Source organism: Ruegeria sp. YKSF131 (assembly GCF_059612645.1).
Genome location: NZ_JBXWQZ010000057.1, coordinates 1 through 20,476, shown reverse-complemented (window position 1 = coordinate 20,476; position 20,476 = coordinate 1). Strand labels below are relative to the sequence as shown.

Annotated in this window: 19 protein-coding genes and 1 riboswitch; of the genes, 2 read left to right on the top strand and 17 right to left on the bottom strand. The window is 60.6% G+C overall.

Annotation, left to right across the window (positions count from 1 at the left end):
* Positions 1–5 precede the first annotated feature (5 nt).
* The 10 genes from AC2FLZ_RS17365 to cbiE all read right to left on the bottom strand — a co-directional run bounded on the left by AC2FLZ_RS17365 (position 6) and on the right by cbiE (position 10,097).
* Positions 6–1,376, bottom strand: a complete 1,371-nt coding sequence (locus AC2FLZ_RS17365) for a tetratricopeptide repeat protein (protein WP_480517646.1) — start codon at positions 1,374–1,376, stop codon at positions 6–8.
* A gap of 179 nt (positions 1,377–1,555) precedes the next feature.
* Positions 1,556–2,740 (bottom strand): CaiB/BaiF CoA transferase family protein, encoded by a 1,185-nt coding sequence (locus tag AC2FLZ_RS17360; RefSeq protein WP_480517644.1) that lies wholly within the window; start codon positions 2,738–2,740, stop codon positions 1,556–1,558.
* On the bottom strand, positions 2,727–4,346 hold the full coding sequence (locus tag AC2FLZ_RS17355) for a thiamine pyrophosphate-binding protein (RefSeq protein WP_496882484.1): 1,620 nt from the start codon (positions 4,344–4,346) through the stop codon (positions 2,727–2,729). Before AC2FLZ_RS17355 ends, AC2FLZ_RS17360 begins: the two co-directional genes overlap by 14 nt.
* Before the next feature lie 79 nt (positions 4,347–4,425).
* Positions 4,426–4,884: a DUF302 domain-containing protein gene (locus tag AC2FLZ_RS17350; RefSeq protein ID WP_496882483.1), complete on the bottom strand. Its 459-nt coding sequence runs from the start codon at positions 4,882–4,884 to the stop codon at positions 4,426–4,428.
* A gap of 72 nt (positions 4,885–4,956) precedes the next feature.
* Positions 4,957–5,715: a precorrin-6A synthase (deacetylating) gene (gene cobF, locus AC2FLZ_RS17345; RefSeq protein WP_480517638.1), complete on the bottom strand. Its 759-nt coding sequence runs from the start codon at positions 5,713–5,715 to the stop codon at positions 4,957–4,959.
* Positions 5,708–6,436, bottom strand: coding sequence for a uroporphyrinogen-III C-methyltransferase (cobA, locus tag AC2FLZ_RS17340; RefSeq protein ID WP_496882482.1), 729 nt, complete (start codon positions 6,434–6,436; stop codon positions 5,708–5,710). The genes cobF and cobA overlap by 8 nt, the downstream gene beginning before the upstream one ends.
* Entirely contained in the window at positions 6,433–7,755 is a 1,323-nt protein-coding gene (locus AC2FLZ_RS17335; protein ID WP_496808644.1) for a cobyrinic acid a,c-diamide synthase CobB, read from the bottom strand. Before AC2FLZ_RS17335 ends, cobA begins: the two co-directional genes overlap by 4 nt.
* The gene (cobM, locus tag AC2FLZ_RS17330; RefSeq protein WP_480603102.1) at positions 7,742–8,536 is read right to left on the bottom strand and encodes a precorrin-4 C(11)-methyltransferase; all 795 of its coding nucleotides are present in this window, start codon (positions 8,534–8,536) and stop codon (positions 7,742–7,744) included. Before cobM ends, AC2FLZ_RS17335 begins: the two co-directional genes overlap by 14 nt.
* Positions 8,533–8,901 (bottom strand): cobalamin biosynthesis protein, encoded by a 369-nt coding sequence (locus AC2FLZ_RS17325; RefSeq protein WP_480476793.1) that lies wholly within the window; start codon positions 8,899–8,901, stop codon positions 8,533–8,535. Before AC2FLZ_RS17325 ends, cobM begins: the two co-directional genes overlap by 4 nt.
* Positions 8,898–10,097, bottom strand: coding sequence for a precorrin-6y C5,15-methyltransferase (decarboxylating) subunit CbiE (gene cbiE, locus AC2FLZ_RS17320; protein WP_496714829.1), 1,200 nt, complete (start codon positions 10,095–10,097; stop codon positions 8,898–8,900). Before cbiE ends, AC2FLZ_RS17325 begins: the two co-directional genes overlap by 4 nt.
* Here cbiE and AC2FLZ_RS17315 point away from each other — a divergent pair.
* Positions 10,096–10,827, top strand: coding sequence for a cobalt-precorrin-6A reductase (locus tag AC2FLZ_RS17315; protein WP_480625039.1), 732 nt, complete (start codon positions 10,096–10,098; stop codon positions 10,825–10,827). The two genes, cbiE and AC2FLZ_RS17315, sit on opposite strands and share 2 nt — an antisense overlap.
* Here AC2FLZ_RS17315 and cobJ read toward each other — a convergent pair.
* Genes cobJ through AC2FLZ_RS17280 form a run of 7 tightly spaced genes read right to left on the bottom strand, consistent with a single transcriptional unit; the run spans position 10,818 to position 18,782 of the window.
* Positions 10,818–11,582: a precorrin-3B C(17)-methyltransferase gene (gene cobJ, locus AC2FLZ_RS17310; RefSeq protein ID WP_496714830.1), complete on the bottom strand. Its 765-nt coding sequence runs from the start codon at positions 11,580–11,582 to the stop codon at positions 10,818–10,820. The genes AC2FLZ_RS17315 and cobJ overlap by 10 nt on opposite strands.
* Positions 11,579–12,307: a precorrin-2 C(20)-methyltransferase gene (locus tag AC2FLZ_RS17305; protein ID WP_480473500.1), complete on the bottom strand. Its 729-nt coding sequence runs from the start codon at positions 12,305–12,307 to the stop codon at positions 11,579–11,581. Before AC2FLZ_RS17305 ends, cobJ begins: the two co-directional genes overlap by 4 nt.
* Positions 12,304–12,933 (bottom strand): precorrin-8X methylmutase, encoded by a 630-nt coding sequence (locus AC2FLZ_RS17300; protein WP_480473498.1) that lies wholly within the window; start codon positions 12,931–12,933, stop codon positions 12,304–12,306. Before AC2FLZ_RS17300 ends, AC2FLZ_RS17305 begins: the two co-directional genes overlap by 4 nt.
* Positions 12,933–14,054 (bottom strand): ferredoxin-like domain-containing protein, encoded by a 1,122-nt coding sequence (locus tag AC2FLZ_RS17295; protein WP_480473496.1) that lies wholly within the window; start codon positions 14,052–14,054, stop codon positions 12,933–12,935. Before AC2FLZ_RS17295 ends, AC2FLZ_RS17300 begins: the two co-directional genes overlap by 1 nt.
* Entirely contained in the window at positions 14,051–17,344 is a 3,294-nt protein-coding gene (gene cobN, locus AC2FLZ_RS17290) for a cobaltochelatase subunit CobN (RefSeq protein ID WP_480553844.1), read from the bottom strand. Before cobN ends, AC2FLZ_RS17295 begins: the two co-directional genes overlap by 4 nt.
* A gap of 3 nt (positions 17,345–17,347) precedes the next feature.
* A complete protein-coding gene (cobW, locus tag AC2FLZ_RS17285) occupies positions 17,348–18,403 on the bottom strand; it encodes a cobalamin biosynthesis protein CobW (RefSeq protein ID WP_480553843.1) in 1,056 nt (351 codons plus the stop codon).
* Between the two features lie 4 nt (positions 18,404–18,407).
* Positions 18,408–18,782: a DUF1636 family protein gene (locus tag AC2FLZ_RS17280; protein ID WP_480504576.1), complete on the bottom strand. Its 375-nt coding sequence runs from the start codon at positions 18,780–18,782 to the stop codon at positions 18,408–18,410.
* A gap of 94 nt (positions 18,783–18,876) precedes the next feature.
* Positions 18,877–19,081, bottom strand: a riboswitch (cobalamin riboswitch).
* Positions 19,082–19,183: 102 nt separating this feature from the next.
* On the opposite strand from AC2FLZ_RS17280, the gene AC2FLZ_RS17275 reads away from it, so the two are divergent.
* Positions 19,184–20,179: an NAD(P)-dependent oxidoreductase gene (locus AC2FLZ_RS17275; RefSeq protein WP_480517776.1), complete on the top strand. Its 996-nt coding sequence runs from the start codon at positions 19,184–19,186 to the stop codon at positions 20,177–20,179.
* Positions 20,180–20,476 lie beyond the last annotated feature (297 nt).

The following is a 20,476-nucleotide window of genomic DNA, read 5'->3' as shown; positions in this document are numbered from 1 at the left end:
TCTTGTTACTCGGCGGGGACGCTTTGCATGTCTCCGCCGTCGCGCGCCGCATCAATCAGGGCGCGGCGCGCAATGGCATAATTGTCTTCACCGCCGGCGCGTTTAGCACGGCGGTCATCCAGAATACGTTCGACGGCATCCAGACGCCCGGCACGCAGACCCGAGTCGATGGTAATGCGTTCAAATACATCACGTTGTGCGTGGCTTCCACCGGCCAGTTGCATTGAACCGCGCGCCGCCAACAGGTGATCAAATGCCGTGCCATAATGGCCGTCACCAAAGGCTTCAAGGCCCATGGCGGCCGCGACACCGGGATCGGCCATACGGCGGGTGGTGTCGTCATTGGCACGCGCTGCATCCTTGTTCATGCGGGTCAGCATCTTGGCGGTGGCGTCGGCGCGGTTGTCACCGGTCAGCGCCAGTAGATAGTGCAGATCGGCGAAGATCAGGCAGCCGTCTTCGGTGCGCGCAGCACTCAGGTCAGCCAGTTCTTCCCAGCGATTTCCGACATTTACGCCTTCAAGTTCAAGCCGCATCAGCAGCGAAGTTCCGTTCGAGATGTCGCGGTAATCGTCGGTTTTGTCCTTGCGGACGTGGTTGTCATACAGATCCATCACCTGATCAATCTGACCCAGATCCAGATGCATCAGAGCCTTATGCCACCAGACGTGATAGCGGAAGTTGTTGCAATGGGCCCAGGCCGCCTCGCGTCCGGCCAGCCAGTCAAGGCCCAGCTGCGCGTTGCCGGTCATTTCATGGACATGGGCCACCGCGTGCAGACCCCAGGCATCGTCGGACACCATCCAAAGCGCCTGACGTCCTGCAATTTCGGCCTTTTCGTAGGCTCCGGTTTCTTCCAGCGCGAAGGAATGGCAGCCCAGCAGATAGCCGCGACCGGGGTGATCGGGTTCATATGCTGGCATTACCCGTTCGATCGAACGGCGCATTCCATCCGGATCCCCCAGAACGAAACGGGTCGCATGGCTGAGTTTCATCGCCAACGTATCCTGTGGGTGATCGCGCAGAACCGCTTCGAACTTTTGCACCGCCTGTGTCAGGTGTCCCGCCAGATACAGCCCCAATGCATCGACAAACAGCCGCTCGCGCGCCGAGACGGGCTGCCGGCTCATCGCAGCATTGGCAGCCGCCAAAGCCTCGACTGCAACCGCCATCATCTCACGCCGACCGAGAAGGGCCATGAACAGGCCTTTCACGGCATGACCCAAAGCAAAATCGGGCTCAAGCTCCAACACTTTGCCCAGATGTTGGGGTGTAGCCGCGGCATGCGCCATAAACCCAAGCAGAACACCATTCCAGGCTTCGACAGCTTCCGGCTGCGCCAAGGTGTTCATCTGTCCAAAAACGTCTTGTTTCATACTTGGGTCCAATCTGATTGCGGTATTTGACACTGTTTGATGTAACAGAGTGTGCGAGAGCGGCGTATCAGTATCGACCCCGCTCTCGAATTGGTGAAATGTCGTGTGTAAGAAAGTCGAAAAAATCCGCCGATTCAAAGGCATGTTTCAGCAACTTGCCGCCTAGTTGTGCAAGTGTTTCAATCGTCGAACGGGTTTTCAGCGCTTAACACCCAGTCAGTATCGGCCCCGCAGGTGGGTGGCGCGCTGCGATATGTTACAGGCGTGCGTGACAAGTTCAGGGGATTCCCGATCAGGTTCACGATACCGGGCTGGGCCTGCATCGAAATCTGCATTTTTCGTGCTGCCACCTGTTCCGTATCAAAAACCTGATCCAGCGTCTGGACCGGTCCTACGGGCACTTTCACGGCTTCAAGACCGGAAATTACTGATCGTGTATCCAGACCTTGGACAGCGGGCCGTAGAATGGCGTTTAGCGCATCACGGTGTTCCAGTCGCGCCGGGTTGGTCACGAATCTGGGGTTGTCGGCAAGTTCGGGTTGTCCCAGGAAACCGCACAGCTTTCTGAACTGGCCATCATTTCCAACCGCCAGAATGACATGCCCATCGGATGTCTCGTAAACGTCATAAGGCACGATGTTGGGGTGCCCGTTTCCACGGCGCTGCGGAACGTTGCCAGAAGTCAGGTAATTGACGCCCTCGTTGATCAGCCATGCGATCTGAGAATCAACAAGTGCCAGATCGACCTGCTGACCTTCACCGGTCAGGTCGCGGTGGCGCAGCGCGGCCAGAATGCCAACGCTTGCATACATTCCGCACATCACATCAGCGATGCCGACCCCCACTTTCATCGGCGCGCCTTCCGGGTCGCCGGTCAGGGACATGATCCCGCCATAGCCCTGTGCCATCAGGTCATAGCCGGGTTTGCTGGCATTTGGCCCGGTTTGGCCGTAGCCCGAGATCGAGCAGTAAACGAGGCTAGGGAATTCCTGCGACAGGGTTGCATAGTCCAGCCCGTATTTCGCGAGACCGCCGGGTTTGAAATTCTCAATCAGAATATCCGCGTGTGAGGCCAGCCGCCGTACTTCCGCCTGACCTTTCTCGGTTGCGATATCCAAGGCCACAGATTTCTTGTTTCGGTTCGCTGACATGAAATAGGCGCTCAGGTCCGAACGGTTGCCATCGGCATCGGTGACATAGGGCGGACCCCATTGCCGCGTGTCGTCGCCCCCGGTGGCAGGGTTCTCGATCTTGATGACACTTGCGCCCAGATCACCCAGCAACTGCGTGCAGGTTGGCCCGGCCAGAATACGGCTGAGGTCCAGAACTTTGACGCCCTTCAGCGGGCCCTCAGATGCGGCCATCGTATCCTCCACGGTCGATTTCAGCGGCGACTACGGTAAATGTCTCGGCCTTTACAGCAGCTTCAAGTGCTGCACGCAACTCTGCCCGGTTGCGGACAGTGTGGCCGTTCCCACCAAAAGCACGACCCATAGCGGCGAAGTCATGGTGACCGAAATCCACACCATTATTGACCATCTGCCGCTGCCGTTGTTTCAACTCGATAAGGGCAAGGCTGGCATCTACGAAGACAAGAAAGATCGGATTGCCGCCCATTTCAGCCGCCGTAGACAATTCCCCGGCGACCATCAGAAACCCGGCATCACCCGAAAAGCTGATCACCGGGCGGTCGGGCTCGGCCAGTTTCAGACCAATGGCCATTGGGACAGCACAGCCCATGGTGCAGAGCGCCGAGGATTGGATCAGCCCACGTTCTTCGCTGCATTCCCACATCTGGCTCAGCAGAATGCGATGCGCGCCGCTGTCAGCGGTTGCGAGTGTTTCGGGGGGCAGGGTCGTGCGCGTTTCGGCGATGACAGCGGCGGGTCCCCAGTCCTCATCGGTGGGAAAGGCCAATGCCAGTGCGGTTTTGACCTGCGCGGGCTCACCACCCGGCCATGTCGTGCGGGCGGGGTTTCCCTTGGCAATGGCCTCAAGCGTCTCGCCCGTGTCGGCCACCAGATTAAGACCCGCCTGATGCATGTAGTGGTCATTGATCACCGCTGATATGTCGATGACGCGCTTTTCTTCGGGGTCCCAGATTTCGCGCCAGCCGGGGCGCATTTCGATCGGGTCATACCCCAGACACAGCACCAGATCGGCTTGTTCGACCAATGGGACAAGGTGCTTGTCTGCCAAAGGCGACAGGCCAGCGCCGCCCAAACACAATGGGTGATCTTCGGGAACAACACCCTTGGCCTTGTAGGTGGTCACAAATGGAATTCCGAAATGTTCCAAAAACGCCTGCACCACACTGCGCGAGTCGTCATAGAGGACATCGAGACCAATAATGGCGATTGGGCGCTCGGCCTCAGCCACCCAGCGCCGGGCCTTTTCAAGGCATTCGCCATTGGGGCTGACGGGCGCGACCTTGGCCAGACGGCGGCGTTTCACGCCCGTCACTGGCGTATCCGCGACCGAGATCGGAACATCGATATGGACCGGGCCCGGTCGCGGCTGTGTGGCCAGTGACACGGCCTTGTCTGCGACGATATCCGCGCCCTTGGCCGTCAGTGTAAACGTGCCCTTGGTGATGGAACGGTAAACCTGGCTGTGGTCCATAACCTGATGAGTATAGGTCAGCGCCTCGTCCGCATCGACGCAACCGGTCAGAACGATCATCGGAACACGGTCCTGCAAGGCATTGGCCACCACATTGATGCCGTTCATCGCGCCCGGACCCAGAGTGGCGACCAGAATCGCAGGTGCGCCGTCGCGGTGATGCACGGCCTCGGCCATGAATCCGGCCGAGTTTTCATGTTTTGTCAGATGAAAGGTGATGCCCGCCTTTTCAAGCGCATCCACCAGTGTCAGCACCTCACCCCCCGGCATTCCAAAGGCGTGGCGGCACCCCGCTTCATACAGGCGTTGGGCCAGAAGATCGGCGGCGCGCGGCGTGGGGTCCTGCATCAGTCATGCTCCGAGATAACCGTTTCGAAGCAGATTGCGGAGGACGCCACCAGACGCAAGGCGGATCACGTCAGTGTGACTATTTGACTGCGTCTTCAGCGACAGATTGAAAGGTTTTATCAAGTTCTGCAGCAATGTCCTGCAAGGCTTGTCCGCCTTCCGCCATGTAAGCGTCAAACACGAAACTGGGGGTCTTGTAAGACAGGGTTGCGGTTCCGTCCTCGTTCTCGGTGACATAGAAACGGATCGGTGCTTCGATCATCGCATTGGTAGAGGTCTCCAGCACCCTTACCGCGTAATCGTTGTTGAACGCGCCAATAACCAGATTGCCCGGAATGGTGATTCCGCGCGCCGCAGCAGCCTTGGTGGGGCCGGCCTGCGTGACCACTATCAATCCGTTGTCCTTGATCGCAGCCTTGGTTGCATCGACCAGTTCCGAATAGGTTTTGTCCGCAGGAAACACGGCCCAACCGGCTGGGGCGTCTTGTGCCCAAACGGGTAAAGTGATCAGGCAGAGCAAGGGAATGAGGGCTTTCATTGTCACGTCTCCTGTATTGAGGTGCAACCTGTGTGCCAGACCTTACCGTCCCGCGACATCACAAACCCGTGTTCATGTGCCCGTGCGGTTTTTCCGGCGCGTCTTTAACAGGTAGATATCCATGATCCAGCCATGTTCGGCGCGGGCCTTCGCCCGGGTCTCAAGGATGTTCTGCGCGACTTCATCCAGCGGGCCACTGATCAGAACCTCTTCTTTCATACCCACATAGGCGCCCCACCAGATGTCATAATCTGCCAAATCAAGGGTTTGGAACGAGCATTCGCCATCCAGCATCACCGCGACGTTCGAGTCCGCATCGGGCCAGCCTTCGTCCCGGATACGACGACCGGTTGTGACAACGTAGGGCGCGCCCAGATCATTGATGGGAATCACATGGGCAGCGGTCAGCGCCTGCAACGCGGTGATGCCGGGGATAACCTTGGTATCGGGTTGCGGGTTCAACCGGGCAGCGATACGCAATGAGCTGTCATAGAGGGACGGATCCCCCCAGATCAGCAACGCGACATGCTGCGCCTCTGGATGAGCGGCAATGGCCGCTTGCCAGCGCAGGGCGATGGCGTCGTGCCATTCATCGACACCGCGCAGGTAGCCATCGTCGGCCCGGCGCTGGGGAATATCGAAATAGGCGATCTGTGGCGGCGTTTCGGCGACACGCTCAATGATCGCTTCACGTAGCCCGGCCAGATCAGCCTTGTTTTCCCCTTTGCGTGGAATCAGGATCAAATCCGCCGCCCGGATCGCCTGCGCGCCCTGAAACGTTACATGATCCGGATTGCCGGTGCCGATGCCGATCAGGCTCAGATCAATCATCGTCGAACTCCGCCAGCGGGCCGTAAAGAATCAGTGCCGGTGCTTTGCCGATCTCGGTTTTCAGCTGCTCTGCCAGCGCGCCAATCGTGGCGCGTTGCAGTTTTTGGTCGGGGGTTGAGACGGATTCGGCCATAAGCGCCGGAGTATCCAAAGGCAAACCTTGAGTGTGCAGGGCTTCGACGAGCAAGGGGAAGGTGCGTTTGCCCATGAAAACGACGGTGGTGGCCTGCGGATCGGCCAGCGCCTTGAGGTTCAGGTCGTCGGGCAACTCACCACTGACGTCATGGCCGGTCACGAACTGAACCCGCCGGGCCGTAAGCCGACGCGTCAATGGAATGCCTGCGGCCGCTGCCGCTGCCACTGCTGAGGGGACGCCGGGAATGATCTCATAGGCGATACCGGCTGCGCGCAGGGCGACAAGCTCTTCCTCAAGCCGTCCGAACATACCGCCGTCTCCGGATTTCAGGCGCACCACATGCTGACCGGATTGCGCGTAATCCACCAGCAACCGGCTGACATGGTCCTGCTTGGGTGACGGACGACCGGCCCGCTTTCCGACACCAACCAGATCCACATCGTCGCGCGCATGGCTCAGGATCGGGCCGCTGCTGAGATCGTCGAACAAGATCGCGTCGGCCTTTTGCATCCGGTCCACCGCCTTGAGCGTCAGCAGTTCCGGATCTCCGGGGCCAGAGCCGATGAAAGAGACAAAGCCACTCATGCCGACGCCTCCGCAATCAGGTGAAAGAACGTGCCAGTGACATTGCCACGCAGTGATCCGGTTTGCGGGCCTTCTTCCCCTTCGGCGTCAAACACGCGTGCCAATGGGGCGTCCGGTTGGTCCACGATCGAGGAATAATGGAACTCGTGTCCGCGCAATGCCGATCCTTTGGCAAAGCCGGGCATAGGGGCCAGAAGGGCGGCCTTTCTGTAACCAAGGTTGAACTTGCGCTTCTGATAAGATGTGACAAGGCCCAGCAAACCAGCCATTTCATGGTGCACGCCGTCCTTGTCGATCAGCGCCTGACCAAGCGCCATGTAGCCGCCGCATTCTCCGTGCACCGGTTTTGTTTCCGCGTGTTTACGCAAACCACTCAGAAAGGTGGTGGCCGCTGCCAATGTTCCGGCGTGCAATTCGGGATACCCGCCGGGCAACCAGACCAGATCGGCATCCGCCGCCGGAGGTTCGTCTGCCAAGGGTGAAAAAGGCAAGATCTCGGCACCCGCATCGTGCCACCCTTGCAAAAGGTGGGGATAGGTAAAGGAAAAGGCGGCATCACGGGCCAGCGCGATCCGCTGGGCCGGGGGCCGCGGCAGTGCGGCTGACGAAGGTCCGCTGGGGCCTGAGGAAGCTGCCCGCTTGATTGCGTCAAGGTCCACATGTTCTCGTAAAAACGCAGCATAGCCTACAATGGCGCTTTCCAGATCGGGGTGTTCGACCGCCTGAATAAGTCCCAGATGCCGCTCTGGCAGGGTCAAATCACCACGGCGGGGCAGCACGCCCAGAACAGGCAGGCCCGCGCGCTCCATTCCCAGACGGGTCAGGCGTTCGTGGCGGGGGCTGGCGCATCGGTTCAGGATCACTCCGGCAAAGGGCAGATCGGGATTGTACATCCTGAACCCCAGCGCCGTTGCCGCCGCTGATTGTGCCTGCCCGCCCACATCCAGCACAAGCACAACGGGCCAGCCCATGCGCAGGGCGGTCTCGGCGCTCGATCCTTGCCCGACTTCGCCAGGCTTTGCGACACCGTCGAACAAACCCATCGAGCCCTCGGCCACCACAATGTCAGCGCCTTCGGCCTGAGCAGAAATTGCACTGAGCAGGGGATCTGCCATCGCCCAGCTGTCCAAATTGAACGAAGCCCGCCCGGCAGCTGCCCGGTGAAAGGCGGGATCGATATAATCCGGCCCGCTTTTAAAGGGTTGCACGGTCAGGCCATCTTCGGCCAGCGCGCGCAAAAGGCCCAGCATGACTGTCGTCTTGCCAGTACCCGAAGAGGGTGCTGAAATCAGAATACCCGGAGGGTTAGTCATCACCATGGCTCCAGCTTGACCAAGGGCTGTCGGCACTTTGCGGGCGATAGCGGCGGTCGTAATCTCTGGAATAAAGACAGCTTTCCTCAAAACCCTCACCGGCCAGCGCGGGGCCGACCATGATCAAAGCCGTGCGCGAGATGCTTTCATCCAGCGACCCTTTCAGGGTTTCCAGCGTTGCGCGGATGATCTGTTCATCCGGCCAGCTTGCGCGATACACAACGGCCACCGGGCAGTCCGGGCCATAAGCCGGGGTCAGGTCTGCAATAACCTTGTCCAGATTGCCGATTGACAGATGAATGGCCAGTGTCGCGCCGGTACGGGCAAAATTAACCAGGGTTTCACCTTCGGGCATGGATGACGCGCGCCCCGGAGTTCTGGTCAGAACCACCGACTGCGCTAGTCCCGGCAGGGTTAGTTCGGTGCCCAGGGCCGCTGCGGCGGCGGCAAAGGATGGCACGCCAGGGGTGACGCTGACCGGAATGCCCACTTCTTTCAGGCGTCGGATTTGTTCGCCCATCGCTGACCAGACTGACAAATCGCCCGAATGCAGCCGTGCCACATCCTGACCCGCTTTATGCGCGACTTCGATCTCGGCCATGATCTGGTCCAGATCCATGGGCGCAGTGTTGATGATTTTTGCGTCTTTGGGGCAGTGGCTCAGAATTTCCTCGGGCACCAGCGATCCGGCATAAAGGCACACGGGACACGAGGCAATGATGTCGCGCCCACGCAATGTCAACAGGTCTGCAGCGCCCGGTCCGGCGCCGATGAAATGAACGGTCATGTTTGTCCTCCGATGGCGATGGCGCAGGTGGCCAGCCGGTCGTCCGAAATATGTCTGGGTGAAAGCAGTCGCGCGCCGGACCCGGCGGCGGCAAGGGCCGATGCTTCGGCAACGCTGCCGGTGCCATAAGCGGCACGGCTGCGGTTCGAGCATGTCAGGGTGCGTTGTCCGGCCAAATCGGCAGCCGCCACGAAATGCAGCGGAAGAGCAAGGCTTTCCGCAAAGGCCACCAGCGCAGAGTGGCCGTTTTTGTCAGCGACCGTCGCCAGAGCTTGGACATCATGGCTGGCCGCTGCCGCGTCATAGGCGGCGCGCAAACTGTCTGCCGTCGCGTCGGATGAGAAGCCCAAGCCTGCCACGATCATAACGTCACGCTCCACTGGACGACCGGATAGGCAGATTTCCAGCCGCGCCGCGGTCCGAGCGGTGCAGAATGAGCCAGTTCGATCCGCAACAGGTCTCCGCCCAGGTCTTGGTGCCATCGCGCCAACAGGGCTTCGCTTTCCAGCGTTACCGCGTTGGCGACCATCCGGGTGCCAGCGGGCAGGGCGTCGCGAAGCCACGCCAGCAGGCTGGCGCTTAGCCCACCGCCGATGAAAACCACATCCGGCAGTGGCAAACCGGCCAGCGCTTCGGGTGCTGTGCCGTGGACAACCTGTAACCGATCCTGCCCCAGCGCGTCGGCATTGCGGCGAATGCGTTCGGCCCTGTCGGCGCGGGGTTCGATACTGGCGGCGGTCAGGGTCGGGTCGCACATCAGCCATTCAATACTGATCGAGCCGGTGCCACCGCCAATGTCCCACAGATGTTCGCCCCGCTGCGGTGCCAGTGCGGACAGGGTCAGTGCCCGGATCGGGCGTTTGGTGATCTGGCCGTCGGTTTCAAATAGATCATCCGGCTTGCCCGAGGCCTTGGACAGTCCCTGCCCAGTGCCGGTCACTTCCAACCCGACGCAGACAGGATGATCGAAGGTTCCCAGCAGAGCTTCGGTCAGGCTCACTGTCTGGATGCTTTCCCGCGGGCCGCCGAGGGCCTGCATCACATGCAACGCGCTGTCGGCAAAACCGGTTTCGCTCAGATATGTCGCCAGTTCAGCAACCGCCTTGCCGTCACGCAAAAGCACAATGGCATGAAGATCCGGGGCCAGATGCGGCCGCAATCGGGTCAAAGGCGCAGCGTGCAGGCCGAACGTCGGCGTGCTTTCCAAAGGCCAGCCCAGCCGCGCGGCGGCCAGCGAAAACGTGGACTGGCCGGGCAGGGCGGTCCACTCTTTGGCATCGAAGTTACGCGCGATGACGGACCCTGCGCCAAACCAGAACGGATCACCTGACGCCAGAACCACCGTCTGCCGTCCGCGCAGGCCTTTCAGGATCGGCAATCCGTCCGAGAACGGCACCGGCCATTCGACCCGTTCAGCCTCGTTTTCCGGCAGCAGCGACAGGTGACGAGGCGGCCCCATGATCACTTCGGCCCGGTCCAGCACTTGACGGCTTGCAGGCGACAGGCCATCAAGCCCATCTTCGCCCAATCCCAAAACGGTCAGCCACGGAGACTCAGACATGCCCAACCTCCTGATTCTTGGCGGCACGACCGAGGCCAACGCTTTGGCCAAAGCTGTTGCGGAACAAGGGATTACGGCTGTGTATTCTTATGCGGGACGGGTGGAAACCCCGCGTCCGCAGCCGTTGCCGGTGCGAGTTGGCGGGTTTGGCGGCCCGGAAGGTCTGGCCCACTACATCCGTGAAAACGCGATCACCCATGTCGTGGATGCGACCCATCCATTTGCGGCGCAGATGAGCCGGAACGCGATTGAGGCGTGTCACACAACTCAGGTTCCACTGGCCGCCTTGACCCGCGCGGCGTGGAAGCCGCAACCCGGCGATGTCTGGCACCGCGTGCCCGATATCCCTGCCGCCGTCGATGCGCTTGCAGGTGATCCTCAGCGTGTGTTCCTGGCTGTCGGACGTATGCATCTTGAAGACTTTGCTGCCCAGCCCCAGCACCACTACCTGCTGCGTCTGGTGGACGAACCCGACAGCTTGCCCTTGCCTCTGGCGCAGATTGTCGTGGCCCGGGGTCCTTTTGCAGAAGCCGATGACCGCGCACTGATGCAGCAACATAGGACGCAACTTGTGGTGTCCAAGAACGCGGGCGGCTCGGGCGCGCGCGCCAAGCTGGACGCAGCGCGGGCGCTGGGCCTGCCAGTGCTTATGATCGACCGCCCGGTGCTTCCCAAGCGGACCGAGCTTTCGACTGTCGCACAGGTTCTGGACTGGCTGTCTCATCCCTGATCCTCGACCGGGGTGAAGCGTGGCGTATAGACGATCGGCGTGCCATTGCGTTCGATGACGCGAGTGCGCGAGGAGCCGACAATTACCACGGTCTGCATATCCGCCATCTCGGGCGTGGCCTCGGCCAGTGTGGAAATCCGGATCGCCTCATCCGCTCGTGACACGGCGCGCGCAAACAGGATCACCCGCTTGGGCTCGCATTCTTCGCGCAGGATTTCCAATGTCTTTACAAAACCTTCCGGGCGTGACTTCGAGCGGGGGTTGTAGAATGCCATCGAGAAATCGGCCTGCGCAGCCAAGCGCAGGCGTTTTTCGATCAGCGACCAGGGCTTTAGGTTGTCGCTAAGGTTGATGGCGCAGAAATCATGCCCCATCGGAGCGCCTGCGCGGGCAGATGCGGCCAGCATCGCGGTGATCCCCGGCAGCACATCTATCTGAATGTCACGCCATTCTGTTGGGCCATTCTCCAACGCTTCGAACACAGCTGCAGCCATAGCAAACACACCGGGATCGCCCGAGGACACAACAACCACCCGCCTGCCGTCGGCGGCCATTTGCAGCGCGTGTTGCGAGCGGTCGATTTCAACCCGGTTGTCACTGGCGTGCAGGGTCAGGCCGGGGCGGTCGGCCACGCGGGCCACATAAGGGATATAGCCCACCACATCAGTGGCGTCGGCCAAAGCCGCTGTAACTTCGGGGGTGACCTGCGCTTCGTTGCCCGGACCAAGGCCTGCGATCTTGACCCAGCCGCTCATGGTCGGCGCCCCTGACCATGAACAACGATTATCGAGAAATACGGGGTGATCTTCTCGCAGGCCTCAGACAGTTTTGTCACCGTCTGGTTCGGCATTTGCGCGTATTCGACAATCCATGCGCGGTCGTACAACCCGGAGGTTTTCAGTGCGCGTTTCACCTTGTCGATGTTCCGCCCGATCTTCATCACGACCAAAGCATCTGTCTTCGCCATGCGTTCAGCCAGAACCTCCTCGGGCAGGGTGCCGACCAGAACGGTCAGCACATCATCCCCCCAGGTGATCGGATCGCCGGTGGCCGTCCATGCACCGGACATACCGGTGATGGCTGGTACAACCTCGACCGGAGCTTCGTCACGCAACCGATTGTAAAGATGCATGAACGAGCCGTAGAAAAACGGATCGCCCTCACACAGTACCACCACATCCTCACCCTGTTCCGACAGCGTCTTCAGGTGTGCTGTGCACTCTTCATAGAACGCGGCCAGCAACTCGTTATAACGCGGATCAGTGACCGGGATTTCGGTGGTCACCGGGTATTCCATCGGGAATTCAATCGCGCCTTCGGGGATCATCCCGTTGACGATTTTGCGGGCCTGACCGCTGCGACCCGGTTTGCGAAAGAATGCCACGTGTTTGGCGTTGCGTAGAAGGCGATCGGCCCGGACACTCATCAGATCAGGGTCACCGGGGCCAAGGCCCACGCCGTATATGGTACCCATTTTCATTCCGCCCGGCTTGCGATGGCGTTGATGGCTGCAACGGTGATGGCGCTGCCACCCAGACGGCCTTTGACAATGCAGGAGGGGACGGGTTGCGCCTGCCACAACGCGTCTTTGGATTCCACCGCTCCGACAAATCCGACCGGGCAGCCGATGATCGCAGCAGGGCGCGGGCAATCCGGGTCTTCCAGCATGTTCAGCAAGTGAAACAGCGCGGTGGGCGCGTTTCCAATGGCGACCAGAGCACCTTCCAGATGCGGACGCCAGAATTCCAGCGCAGCGGCAGAACGGGTGTTGCTCATCTTGGTGGCCAGAGGGCGCACGCGTTCGTCATGGAGGGTGCAGATCACCTGGTTGTCGGCAGGCAGACGGAAGCGGGTCACACCTTCGCTGACCATGCGCGCGTCACACAGGATCGCCGCGCCGTTTTCCAGCGCCGTGCGTGCGGCCTGCACAAATCCGGGTGAGAAATGTACAAACTCCTCCAGCCCGACCATGCCGGCGGCGTGGATCATCCGAACGGCGACCTGCTCTTCATCGGTATCAAAGCGGGCCAGATCAGCCTCGGACCGGATGGTGGCAAAGCTTTCCTTGTAGATCGCCGCGCCATCAGTTTCGTAAGTGTAGGGCATCAGGTGAAGTCCATGGTCATGAGTGTTTCGGAGTCGAGGCCGCGTTGGCAGGGCTCATCCCCTGCGCAGCCCTGTTTGACAAGATCAAATCGCCCGTTGTTGCCGACCACTGTGATCTCGGCCGGGCCCATATGGGCGCACCCCTTGGCGCAGCCCGAGACATGCAGACGACCGTGAATGCGCCGAGCCAATGCACGGGCGATGTCGCGGGTTTCCACCTGCGCTTGCGGGCAGAACGGCGCGCCGGGGCAGGCGTCGGTTGTCATCATCGGATCGGCTCCGTCCATGACGAAATCCGGGGAGGGTATCGCCGCCCCGCCTTCCAGCAGGATCAGCCGCCACGGGGTGACACGCAGGGCAGAAGCGCCGCTGGCTTCAACCAGTTCACAAAGCTTGCGCGCAGGCAGCGAGCCGAATGCCGCGCCGTAGAGAGAACCCAGTTCACAGGGGCCGGGTTGCAGTTTTTCACCGATAGGACCGGGGGCAAATCCCTGCCAATCCTGTGGCAGCGCGTAGGCGACCCGCGCCATGCGGCGTGTCTCGGCCGTATAGGTCTGGGCAAACCAACGGGCCAGCGCGATCACGTGGTCGATGGCGTCGCCTTCGGCCACACACCGCCCGGTTTTGCAGCCGTCGGCGCGCAGGATCAGACCGTCAGCACCCAGTTCCAGACGAATATCTGCGGAATCCGAGGCCAACAGGCGCGTCGGGCCTGTATCTATGGCAAAACCGAACTTAGCGGGCAGAGCAGGCAGTTCCGCCAGTCGATCGATCAATTCCTGCGTCAGCCGCGCGGTCAAATCGCCCGCCTGATAGAGCGGAGTGACCAGAATATTGCGGCGTACTTCGATGCCGGGTTCCGCATCAAGCAAGTCCAGCGCCGCAAGCTCCACAAGCAACGGCTGGTGGTCGCGCTCATCCACGCCGCGCAGCTGCAGGTTGGCACGATTGGTCAGGTCAATGGTGCCGTTGCCGAACTGTTCAGCCAGTTCGCACAAGCCAATAGCCTGCCTGGCATTCAGTCGCGCCAGACGCGGACGGACCCGCACGACCAGCCCGTCGCCTGACATCATCGGGCGATGCGCGCCGGGACACCAGCCTTGAACGATAGGTGCACTCATCTCAAACCCTCCAAATCGGCCCGGATCGAATTCCGGCGCGTGTTCCAAAGCCCCGCTTCCAGCAATGCACGGAACCTGTCTTGCATGGCCTGATGGGCCTTCGGGTTGGTCTCTTGTAGAAAGGTATCAACGGCCTCATTACCCAATGTGGCTTCGTGATAGAGATCAAACAGATGCGGAGCGACAGTGCCGGACAGATGCGCGAAAGAGGCCATGTGATCCAGCGTCGCAGCAATCTCGGCGGCGCCGCGAAAACCATGGCGCTGCATCCCCGCAATCCAGCCGGGGTTGGCAGCGCGGGCATGAACGACGCGGCTGATTTCTTCCGGCAGAGTCCGGGCGCGCGGATTATCTGGGTTGGTGTTGTCCAGATGGTAAAGCTGAGCGGTGCCCCCAGCGACCTTTTTGGCGGCGGCAAAACCGGCTTCATGCGTGGCATAGTCGTTGGCCAGCAGCAGGTCAGTTTCCGTCAGATCCTGGAGGTGAACAAAACTGTCGGCATTGGCGACACGATCCGTGATTCCCGCTTTGTCCTGCGCGATGTGTTCACCTTCCAGCGCGTACGAGCTGGCCTCAAGCCATGCCTCCCCGGCTTGGGCGCGCGCCTCGTCCGTATAGGTCTCGGACAGATGGGTCATGTTCAGGCCGTAACTGCCGGGTGCCGGGCCAAACACCCGCGTAGCCGGGGCGTGACCGGCATAGGGGTTCCAGTCGGTCGCTTCATCACGCTCTGACAAAGCCCGAACCGCCTGACCATAAAGGGCTGACAATGTGGGGAACACATCGCGAAACAAGCCCGAAACCCGCAGGGTGACGTCCAGACGCGGGCGGCTCAGGTCGGTGATGGGTAAAACTTCGATACCCGAAACCCGCTCGGATCCCTTGTCCCAAACCGGCTTTACACCCAGCAGGTGCAGGGCCATGGCGAATTCTTCGCCCGCAGTGCGCATGGTGGCCGATCCCCACAGATCGACAATCAGCCCTTTCGGGTAATCACCTTCCTCCTGCAAGTGCCGCCGTACCAGTTCCTCGGCCAGTTTCACGCCTTGCGTGTAAGCTGCGCGGGTGGGCACAGATCGCGGATCGGTGGTGTAAAGGTTTCGCCCGGTCGGCAGCACGTCAAAGCGGCCCCGATAGGGCGAGCCGGACGGGCCAGCCTCGATCCTCTTGCCGGCCAGCGCATTGATCAGGGCCTTGCGTTCGGCATGGGCGGATGGGGCTGGGTCGAAACTGCCGGTCACGTCCGGTACACGCCCATAGACGTGCAGCCCGTCGCCGAACTGACTTTCTTTGATATCGCAGACAAAGCGGTCAATGCGCGTGATTGCTTCGGCGGTGCTGGTGGCCTGATCCAGACCCAGATCGTTCTCCAGTCCAATGGCCTGTGCTTCTTCCCGGATATCTTCCTGCAGCCGGTCGCGGCGTCTGGGGTCAAGACCGTCCGCGTTTGAAAATTCGTCCAGCAGGGCTTCCAGCCGCACCATCCGGTCAGGCGTTCCGCTTTCTTTCATGGGAGGCGGGATGTGGCCCAGGGTCACCGCGCCGATCCGGCGTTTGGCCTGCGCGGCCTCGCCCGGGTCGTTGACGATGAACGGGTAGATCACCGGCAGGTCACGGATCAGTGCCTCGGGCCAACAGTTTGCCGATAGGGCGACTGATTTGCCGGGCAGCCATTCCAGCGTGCCATGCGCACCGATATGGATCAGCGCATCCGCTCCAAGACCTTTGCGCAGCCACAAATAGAAGGCGACATAGCTATGGCGCGGGGTGCGCGAAAGGTCGTGATAGTCGTCATCGCGCAGCTCGGGTGTTCCGCGTTCTGGTTGCAGTGCGACCAGTGCCTTGCCGCGTCGCAAAGCCGTGAAGTGAAACGCGTCATGAGCGAAAATTGGGTCTTGCTCGGGATCGCCCCATACGGTGTGCAGATCGGTGCGCAGGGTCTCGGGCAATTCAGCGAGTGCACTCAGATAATCCTCAAGCGGCCACGATACCCGGGCGTCCAAGAGTGTGTCGGCAATCGGTTCGGCAGCCGTGATGTCGTAGCCTTCACCGTGAAGATCAGACAGCATCGCTTCGGCTGAGGCCAACGCGTCGAGACCGACCGCATGGGCCATCTGCCAGTCTTTGCCTGGATATGTGGACAGTACCAACGCGGGGATCTGGTCTGCCTTGGGTTTGTCATTCAGGGCGAGCCAGCCCGATACCCGGTCGATGATCGCCTCGATCCGGTCCGGCTCGGCCCGATGCGCAAAACGCGAGTATTCCAGATGCGGATCGCGCTTGCCCGGCTCTTTGAAGGAGGCAATGCCTGCTGATATTCGCCCGTCCACTTCGGGTAATACCACATGCATGGCGAGGTCGGCAGGCGACAGGCCGCGTTCGGCCTCGGCCCAAGCCTTGCGTCGCGAGGTGGCGAGGGCGACCTGAAACACCGGCACATCCGCCGCGTCCAAAGGCGACGTGCCAGACGCGCCCTTTCCCGAGAATGAAGTGGCGTTGATGATGGCCGATGGTCTCAGGGCAACGACCTGTTCCCTGAGCCAGTTGGCAGCGGCCGGGGCCTTGAGCGACGGGGCGAACAAACCCACCGCCTGGAGCCCGCGGGCGCGCAAGCTGCGGATCAGGGCCGCGACCGGGGCTGTGTCTGCTGATGTCAGATAAGCGCGGTAGAAGGTTACGAGAATGCGTTTAGCATCGTTCTCGAACGCGGAATCCACCGGGATGACACCTTGTTCCGGGCACCACGCACCGCATTCGGGCACGGTTTTCGCGCCCATCACCGGGCCGGCATAAAGCCCTGCTGCTAACGCCATCTGGGCCAATGCGGCCTGCGCGGCGACTTCTCCGCCGGTATCACAAAGATGTGCCAGCCGCCGCAGGGTCGAGAGGGGCAGGGTCGAATACTCATCCAACCGAGTGTCTTCGCGCCCATCCGCCGGTAAAACGGCCAGCGCGATGCCTTTGGCCTGTGCCAGTGCCAGAACCTGTTGCAACCCGTAAGACCAATAGGGCACGCCACCGATCAGACGGATCAGGATGCCCTTTGCGCCTTCAAGTGTCTGTTCAACATAGGTGTCGACGGACAGTGGGTGTTTCAATGCTGCAAGATTGGCCAGTCGCAAGGTTGGCATCCGCCCCTCAGGTCCGCCGCCGCGATGCCAGCCCGCCGCGAAAGCGCCCAGGTCACTGTCGGAAAAGGACAGCACAACCAGATCGGCTGGGCTTTGGCCCAGATCGGTTGGGGTCTCGGTTTCCTCGAGCCCGTGGCTTTCGCGAAAGACGACGTGCATGACTTACTCGGCAACCTCGGTCACACCCACTAGGATATCACGGATCTCAGCCTCTTTGATGTCGTCATGTTCGGCAATGACGACCAGGCGCGAGCGGCGCTCTTCACCGGGCTCCCACGGGCGGTCGTATTGGTGACGAACCCGTGCGCCGACAGCCTGAACCAGCAGGCGCATCGGTTTGCCAGTGACGGCGGCATAGCCTTTGACGCGCAGGATATTCAGCTCAGTTGCCAGACGTTCAATCCTGGCAACCAGTTCCGCCGGGTCGGTCTGTTCCGGCAACTCGACGATGATGCTTTCGAAATCGTCATGCTCATGATCGTGATGGCCATCGTGATGTGACGGGCGCGCGTCCATGTCATTTTCGGCGGCAGCCTCAAGGCCAAGCACGACGCGTACGTCGACGACACCCTCGGCAACCTCGACGACGGGAAGCGGGCGCGGCGCCTCAGCGGCGATGATCTGTTTAGCTTTCGCGACACCTTCGGGACCTGCCAGATCGGGCTTGGTCAGCAGGATGATATCCGCGCACGAGATCTGATCCTCGAACACCTCGGACAAGGGTGTTTCGTGGTCGATCGAGTCATCAGCCAGCCGTTGGGCATCCACCGCTTCAACGTTCGGAGCAAAGCGACCGGCGGCCACGGCCTCGGCATCGGCCAGCGCAATAACGCCATCAACGGTAATTTTCGAACGGATATCAGGCCAATCAAACGCTTTCAGCAGCGGTTTGGGCAGTGCAAGGCCGGATGTTTCGATCAAAATGTGATCCGGGCGCGGTTCCAGCGCCATCAGCGCCTCGATGGTCGGGATGAAATCGTCGGCCACGGTGCAGCAGATGCAGCCGTTTGCCAGTTCCATGATGTTTTCCGCAGGGCATTCCGGAATCGCGCAGGACTTCAGGATGTCGCCATCAACACCCACATCGCCAAACTCGTTAACAACAATCGCAAGGCGCTTGCCCTGCGGGTTCTGCATCAGATGGCGCACCAGCGTGGTTTTGCCCGAGCCCAGAAAGCCGGTGATCACAGTGACGGGGAGTTTTTCAAGGTTCGACATGATCTCAGGCTCCAATCGGGGGAATGCGCGAGGCGCAGTTTTTGCGGAAATGTTCAGGACGGTCGCGCCATTTCACCAGACCATCGCCTGTGGCCAGATACTTAGTCGCGCCATCGATGATGACATCGACGTGATCGATTTCGTTCAGATTCTCGTAAACAAAGGTCCAGCGATCCGGCCCGCCCCGAAGCACGATGGAACAGCCCTGATCGCAGTTCGAAAGGCATTCGACCGGTTTCAGAATGATGCCATCCGGCAGGACAGCCTGTTCCAGGGCCTTGTGCAACAATGTGCCGGGTCGCTCAGCGTCATCCTCGACGGGCAGACCCCGGCGGCAAGTCGTGCAGACCAGTAGCTCTACCGGTGCGTTCTCGCTCATGTCTCTCATCCCCCCAAATCCTCTTCGCGGGGGACGGGGTTTCATGCGGGCACCACGTCTGCACATGGACCCGACACCGGAACACCCCGCCCGGTTTCAACTTCGGGTGTTGGCAGGTCTCCCGGCTTGCGGATGCCAGAGCGGTCGCTCTGTCGGATGTCCCGCCTTCCCGGCACAGGCCAGTGGCATTGGGCATCCTCTCCGGTCACGGTCGCGGGGGCGGCTGCGTTTGGCGGATGAACCGTTGACGCATTCCCTTTTCATCGGCTGTCGCCGACACCAACGACAGGGACATGCGGCACCGCTGACCCGCTTGTCAAGCGGTTCGCGCGCAACAAATAAGCCAAGGAGAAAAAAGCGACCTGTAGGCGTCGTTCGGCGGCATGAAGAATGTGTTCGGTATGTGGTCGCATGACGGGAAAACGACGAACTTGGAGATGCGTCATATGAAAGTGGGATTTATCGGTCTGGGTAACGTAGGCGGCAAGCTTTCGGGATCCCTTTTGCGCAACGGCATTGATCTGACTGTGCATGACCTGAACGCGGATCTGGTGGCCGAGTTTGTCGCCAAAGGTGCAAAGGCGGCTGAGGGGCCCGCCCAGTTGATGCGCGATTGCGATGCGGTGATCACCTGTCTGCCGTCTCCGGCAGCATCGGATGCAGTGATGCAGGAGATGTTGCCCGAAGTGGGCCCCGGCAAGATCTGGATGGAGATGTCGACCACGGACGAGGCCGAAGTCAAACGCCTGGGAGCCGAAGTCATATCGCGCGGCGGTGCGGCCGTCGATTGCCCGGTTTCTGGCGGGTGCCACCGTGCCGCGACGGGCAATATCTCGATCTTTGCGGGCTGTGACCGGGAAACGTTTGAACGAATTCTGCCGTTCCTGACGACAATGGGTCGTCGGGTTTTGCACACCGGCGAACTGGGCTCGGCCTCGGTGCTGAAAGTGATGACCAATTATCTTGCCACCGCCAACCTGATCACCTGCGCCGAAGCACTGGTTACGGCAAAGGCTGCGGGGATGGATCTGAACACGACCTATGAGGCGATCAAAATCTCGTCCGGCACGTCCTTCGTGCACGAAACCGAAAGTCAGGTCATCTTGAACGGGTCGCGCGATATTTCCTTCACCATGGATCTGGTGAAGAAGGATATCGGTCTGTTTCAGGAGGTCGCCGACCGCGCCGGGGTGCCGCTGGAAATAAACCCGGTGATGATCAACATCTTTAACGATGGTATCGCACGCTATGGCGAACGCGAGCTTTCACCAAATATTATCAAGCGGCTGGAAGAGGCAACCGGCCTGGATATCACCGCCCCGGGCTTCCCTGCCGAAATGACGGATGATGAGCCGGAGGAGCCGGGATACGAGGTTGTGCCACAAGGGCGCGCCTGAACGTAAAGCACATACCAGACAAAATCGCGCCCCTTGAACGAACAGGGGTAGGCAGGAGTTCCGAAAAACACGCCATATCTGGCCCGCAATTCGACAGAATCGCGGGCCTTGAACGTCTTGAAATACCGAGCGTCGCACGCGTGTACTGCGGGGTTAAGTCAGCGATTTGGATGTTGTTGGAGGCGAGTACCGGAATCGAACCGGTGTACACGGATTTGCAATCCAGAAAGAGCGTAAGCAAAAACAACGGCTTATGGGTGCAAAACACCTCCTGACAAAAAGTGAACAAAAAGCGAA

Excerpts from the sequence above, each read along its gene's own strand:
- cobA (WP_496882482.1), bottom strand. The coding sequence starts at position 6,436 with ATGAGTGGCTTTGTCTCTTTCATCGGCTCTGGCCCCGGAGATCCGGAA.
- AC2FLZ_RS17275 (WP_480517776.1), top strand. The coding sequence starts at position 19,184 with ATGTGGTCGCATGACGGGAAAACGACGAACTTGGAGATGCGTCATATG.
- cobN (WP_480553844.1), bottom strand. The coding sequence starts at position 17,344 with ATGCACGTCGTCTTTCGCGAAAGCCACGGGCTCGAGGAAACCGAGACC.
- AC2FLZ_RS17295 (WP_480473496.1), bottom strand. The coding sequence starts at position 14,054 with ATGAGTGCACCTATCGTTCAAGGCTGGTGTCCCGGCGCGCATCGCCCG.
- AC2FLZ_RS17350 (WP_496882483.1), bottom strand. The coding sequence starts at position 4,884 with ATGAAAGCCCTCATTCCCTTGCTCTGCCTGATCACTTTACCCGTTTGG.
- cobJ (WP_496714830.1), bottom strand. The coding sequence starts at position 11,582 with ATGAGCGGCTGGGTCAAGATCGCAGGCCTTGGTCCGGGCAACGAAGCG.
- AC2FLZ_RS17335 (WP_496808644.1), bottom strand. The coding sequence starts at position 7,755 with ATGGTGATGACTAACCCTCCGGGTATTCTGATTTCAGCACCCTCTTCG.
- AC2FLZ_RS17355 (WP_496882484.1), bottom strand. The coding sequence starts at position 4,346 with ATGCAGGACCCCACGCCGCGCGCCGCCGATCTTCTGGCCCAACGCCTG.
- cobF (WP_480517638.1), bottom strand. The coding sequence starts at position 5,715 with ATGATTGATCTGAGCCTGATCGGCATCGGCACCGGCAATCCGGATCAT.
- AC2FLZ_RS17365 (WP_480517646.1), bottom strand. The coding sequence starts at position 1,376 with ATGAAACAAGACGTTTTTGGACAGATGAACACCTTGGCGCAGCCGGAA.
- AC2FLZ_RS17300 (WP_480473498.1), bottom strand. The coding sequence starts at position 12,933 with ATGCCCTACACTTACGAAACTGATGGCGCGGCGATCTACAAGGAAAGC.
- cbiE (WP_496714829.1), bottom strand. The coding sequence starts at position 10,097 with ATGTCTGAGTCTCCGTGGCTGACCGTTTTGGGATTGGGCGAAGATGGG.
- AC2FLZ_RS17305 (WP_480473500.1), bottom strand. The coding sequence starts at position 12,307 with ATGAAAATGGGTACCATATACGGCGTGGGCCTTGGCCCCGGTGACCCT.
- cobW (WP_480553843.1), bottom strand. The coding sequence starts at position 18,403 with ATGTCGAACCTTGAAAAACTCCCCGTCACTGTGATCACCGGCTTTCTG.
- AC2FLZ_RS17315 (WP_480625039.1), top strand. The coding sequence starts at position 10,096 with ATGCCCAACCTCCTGATTCTTGGCGGCACGACCGAGGCCAACGCTTTG.
- AC2FLZ_RS17360 (WP_480517644.1), bottom strand. The coding sequence starts at position 2,740 with ATGGCCGCATCTGAGGGCCCGCTGAAGGGCGTCAAAGTTCTGGACCTC.
- AC2FLZ_RS17280 (WP_480504576.1), bottom strand. The coding sequence starts at position 18,782 with ATGAGCGAGAACGCACCGGTAGAGCTACTGGTCTGCACGACTTGCCGC.
- cobM (WP_480603102.1), bottom strand. The coding sequence starts at position 8,536 with ATGACCGTTCATTTCATCGGCGCCGGACCGGGCGCTGCAGACCTGTTG.
- AC2FLZ_RS17325 (WP_480476793.1), bottom strand. The coding sequence starts at position 8,901 with ATGATCGTGGCAGGCTTGGGCTTCTCATCCGACGCGACGGCAGACAGT.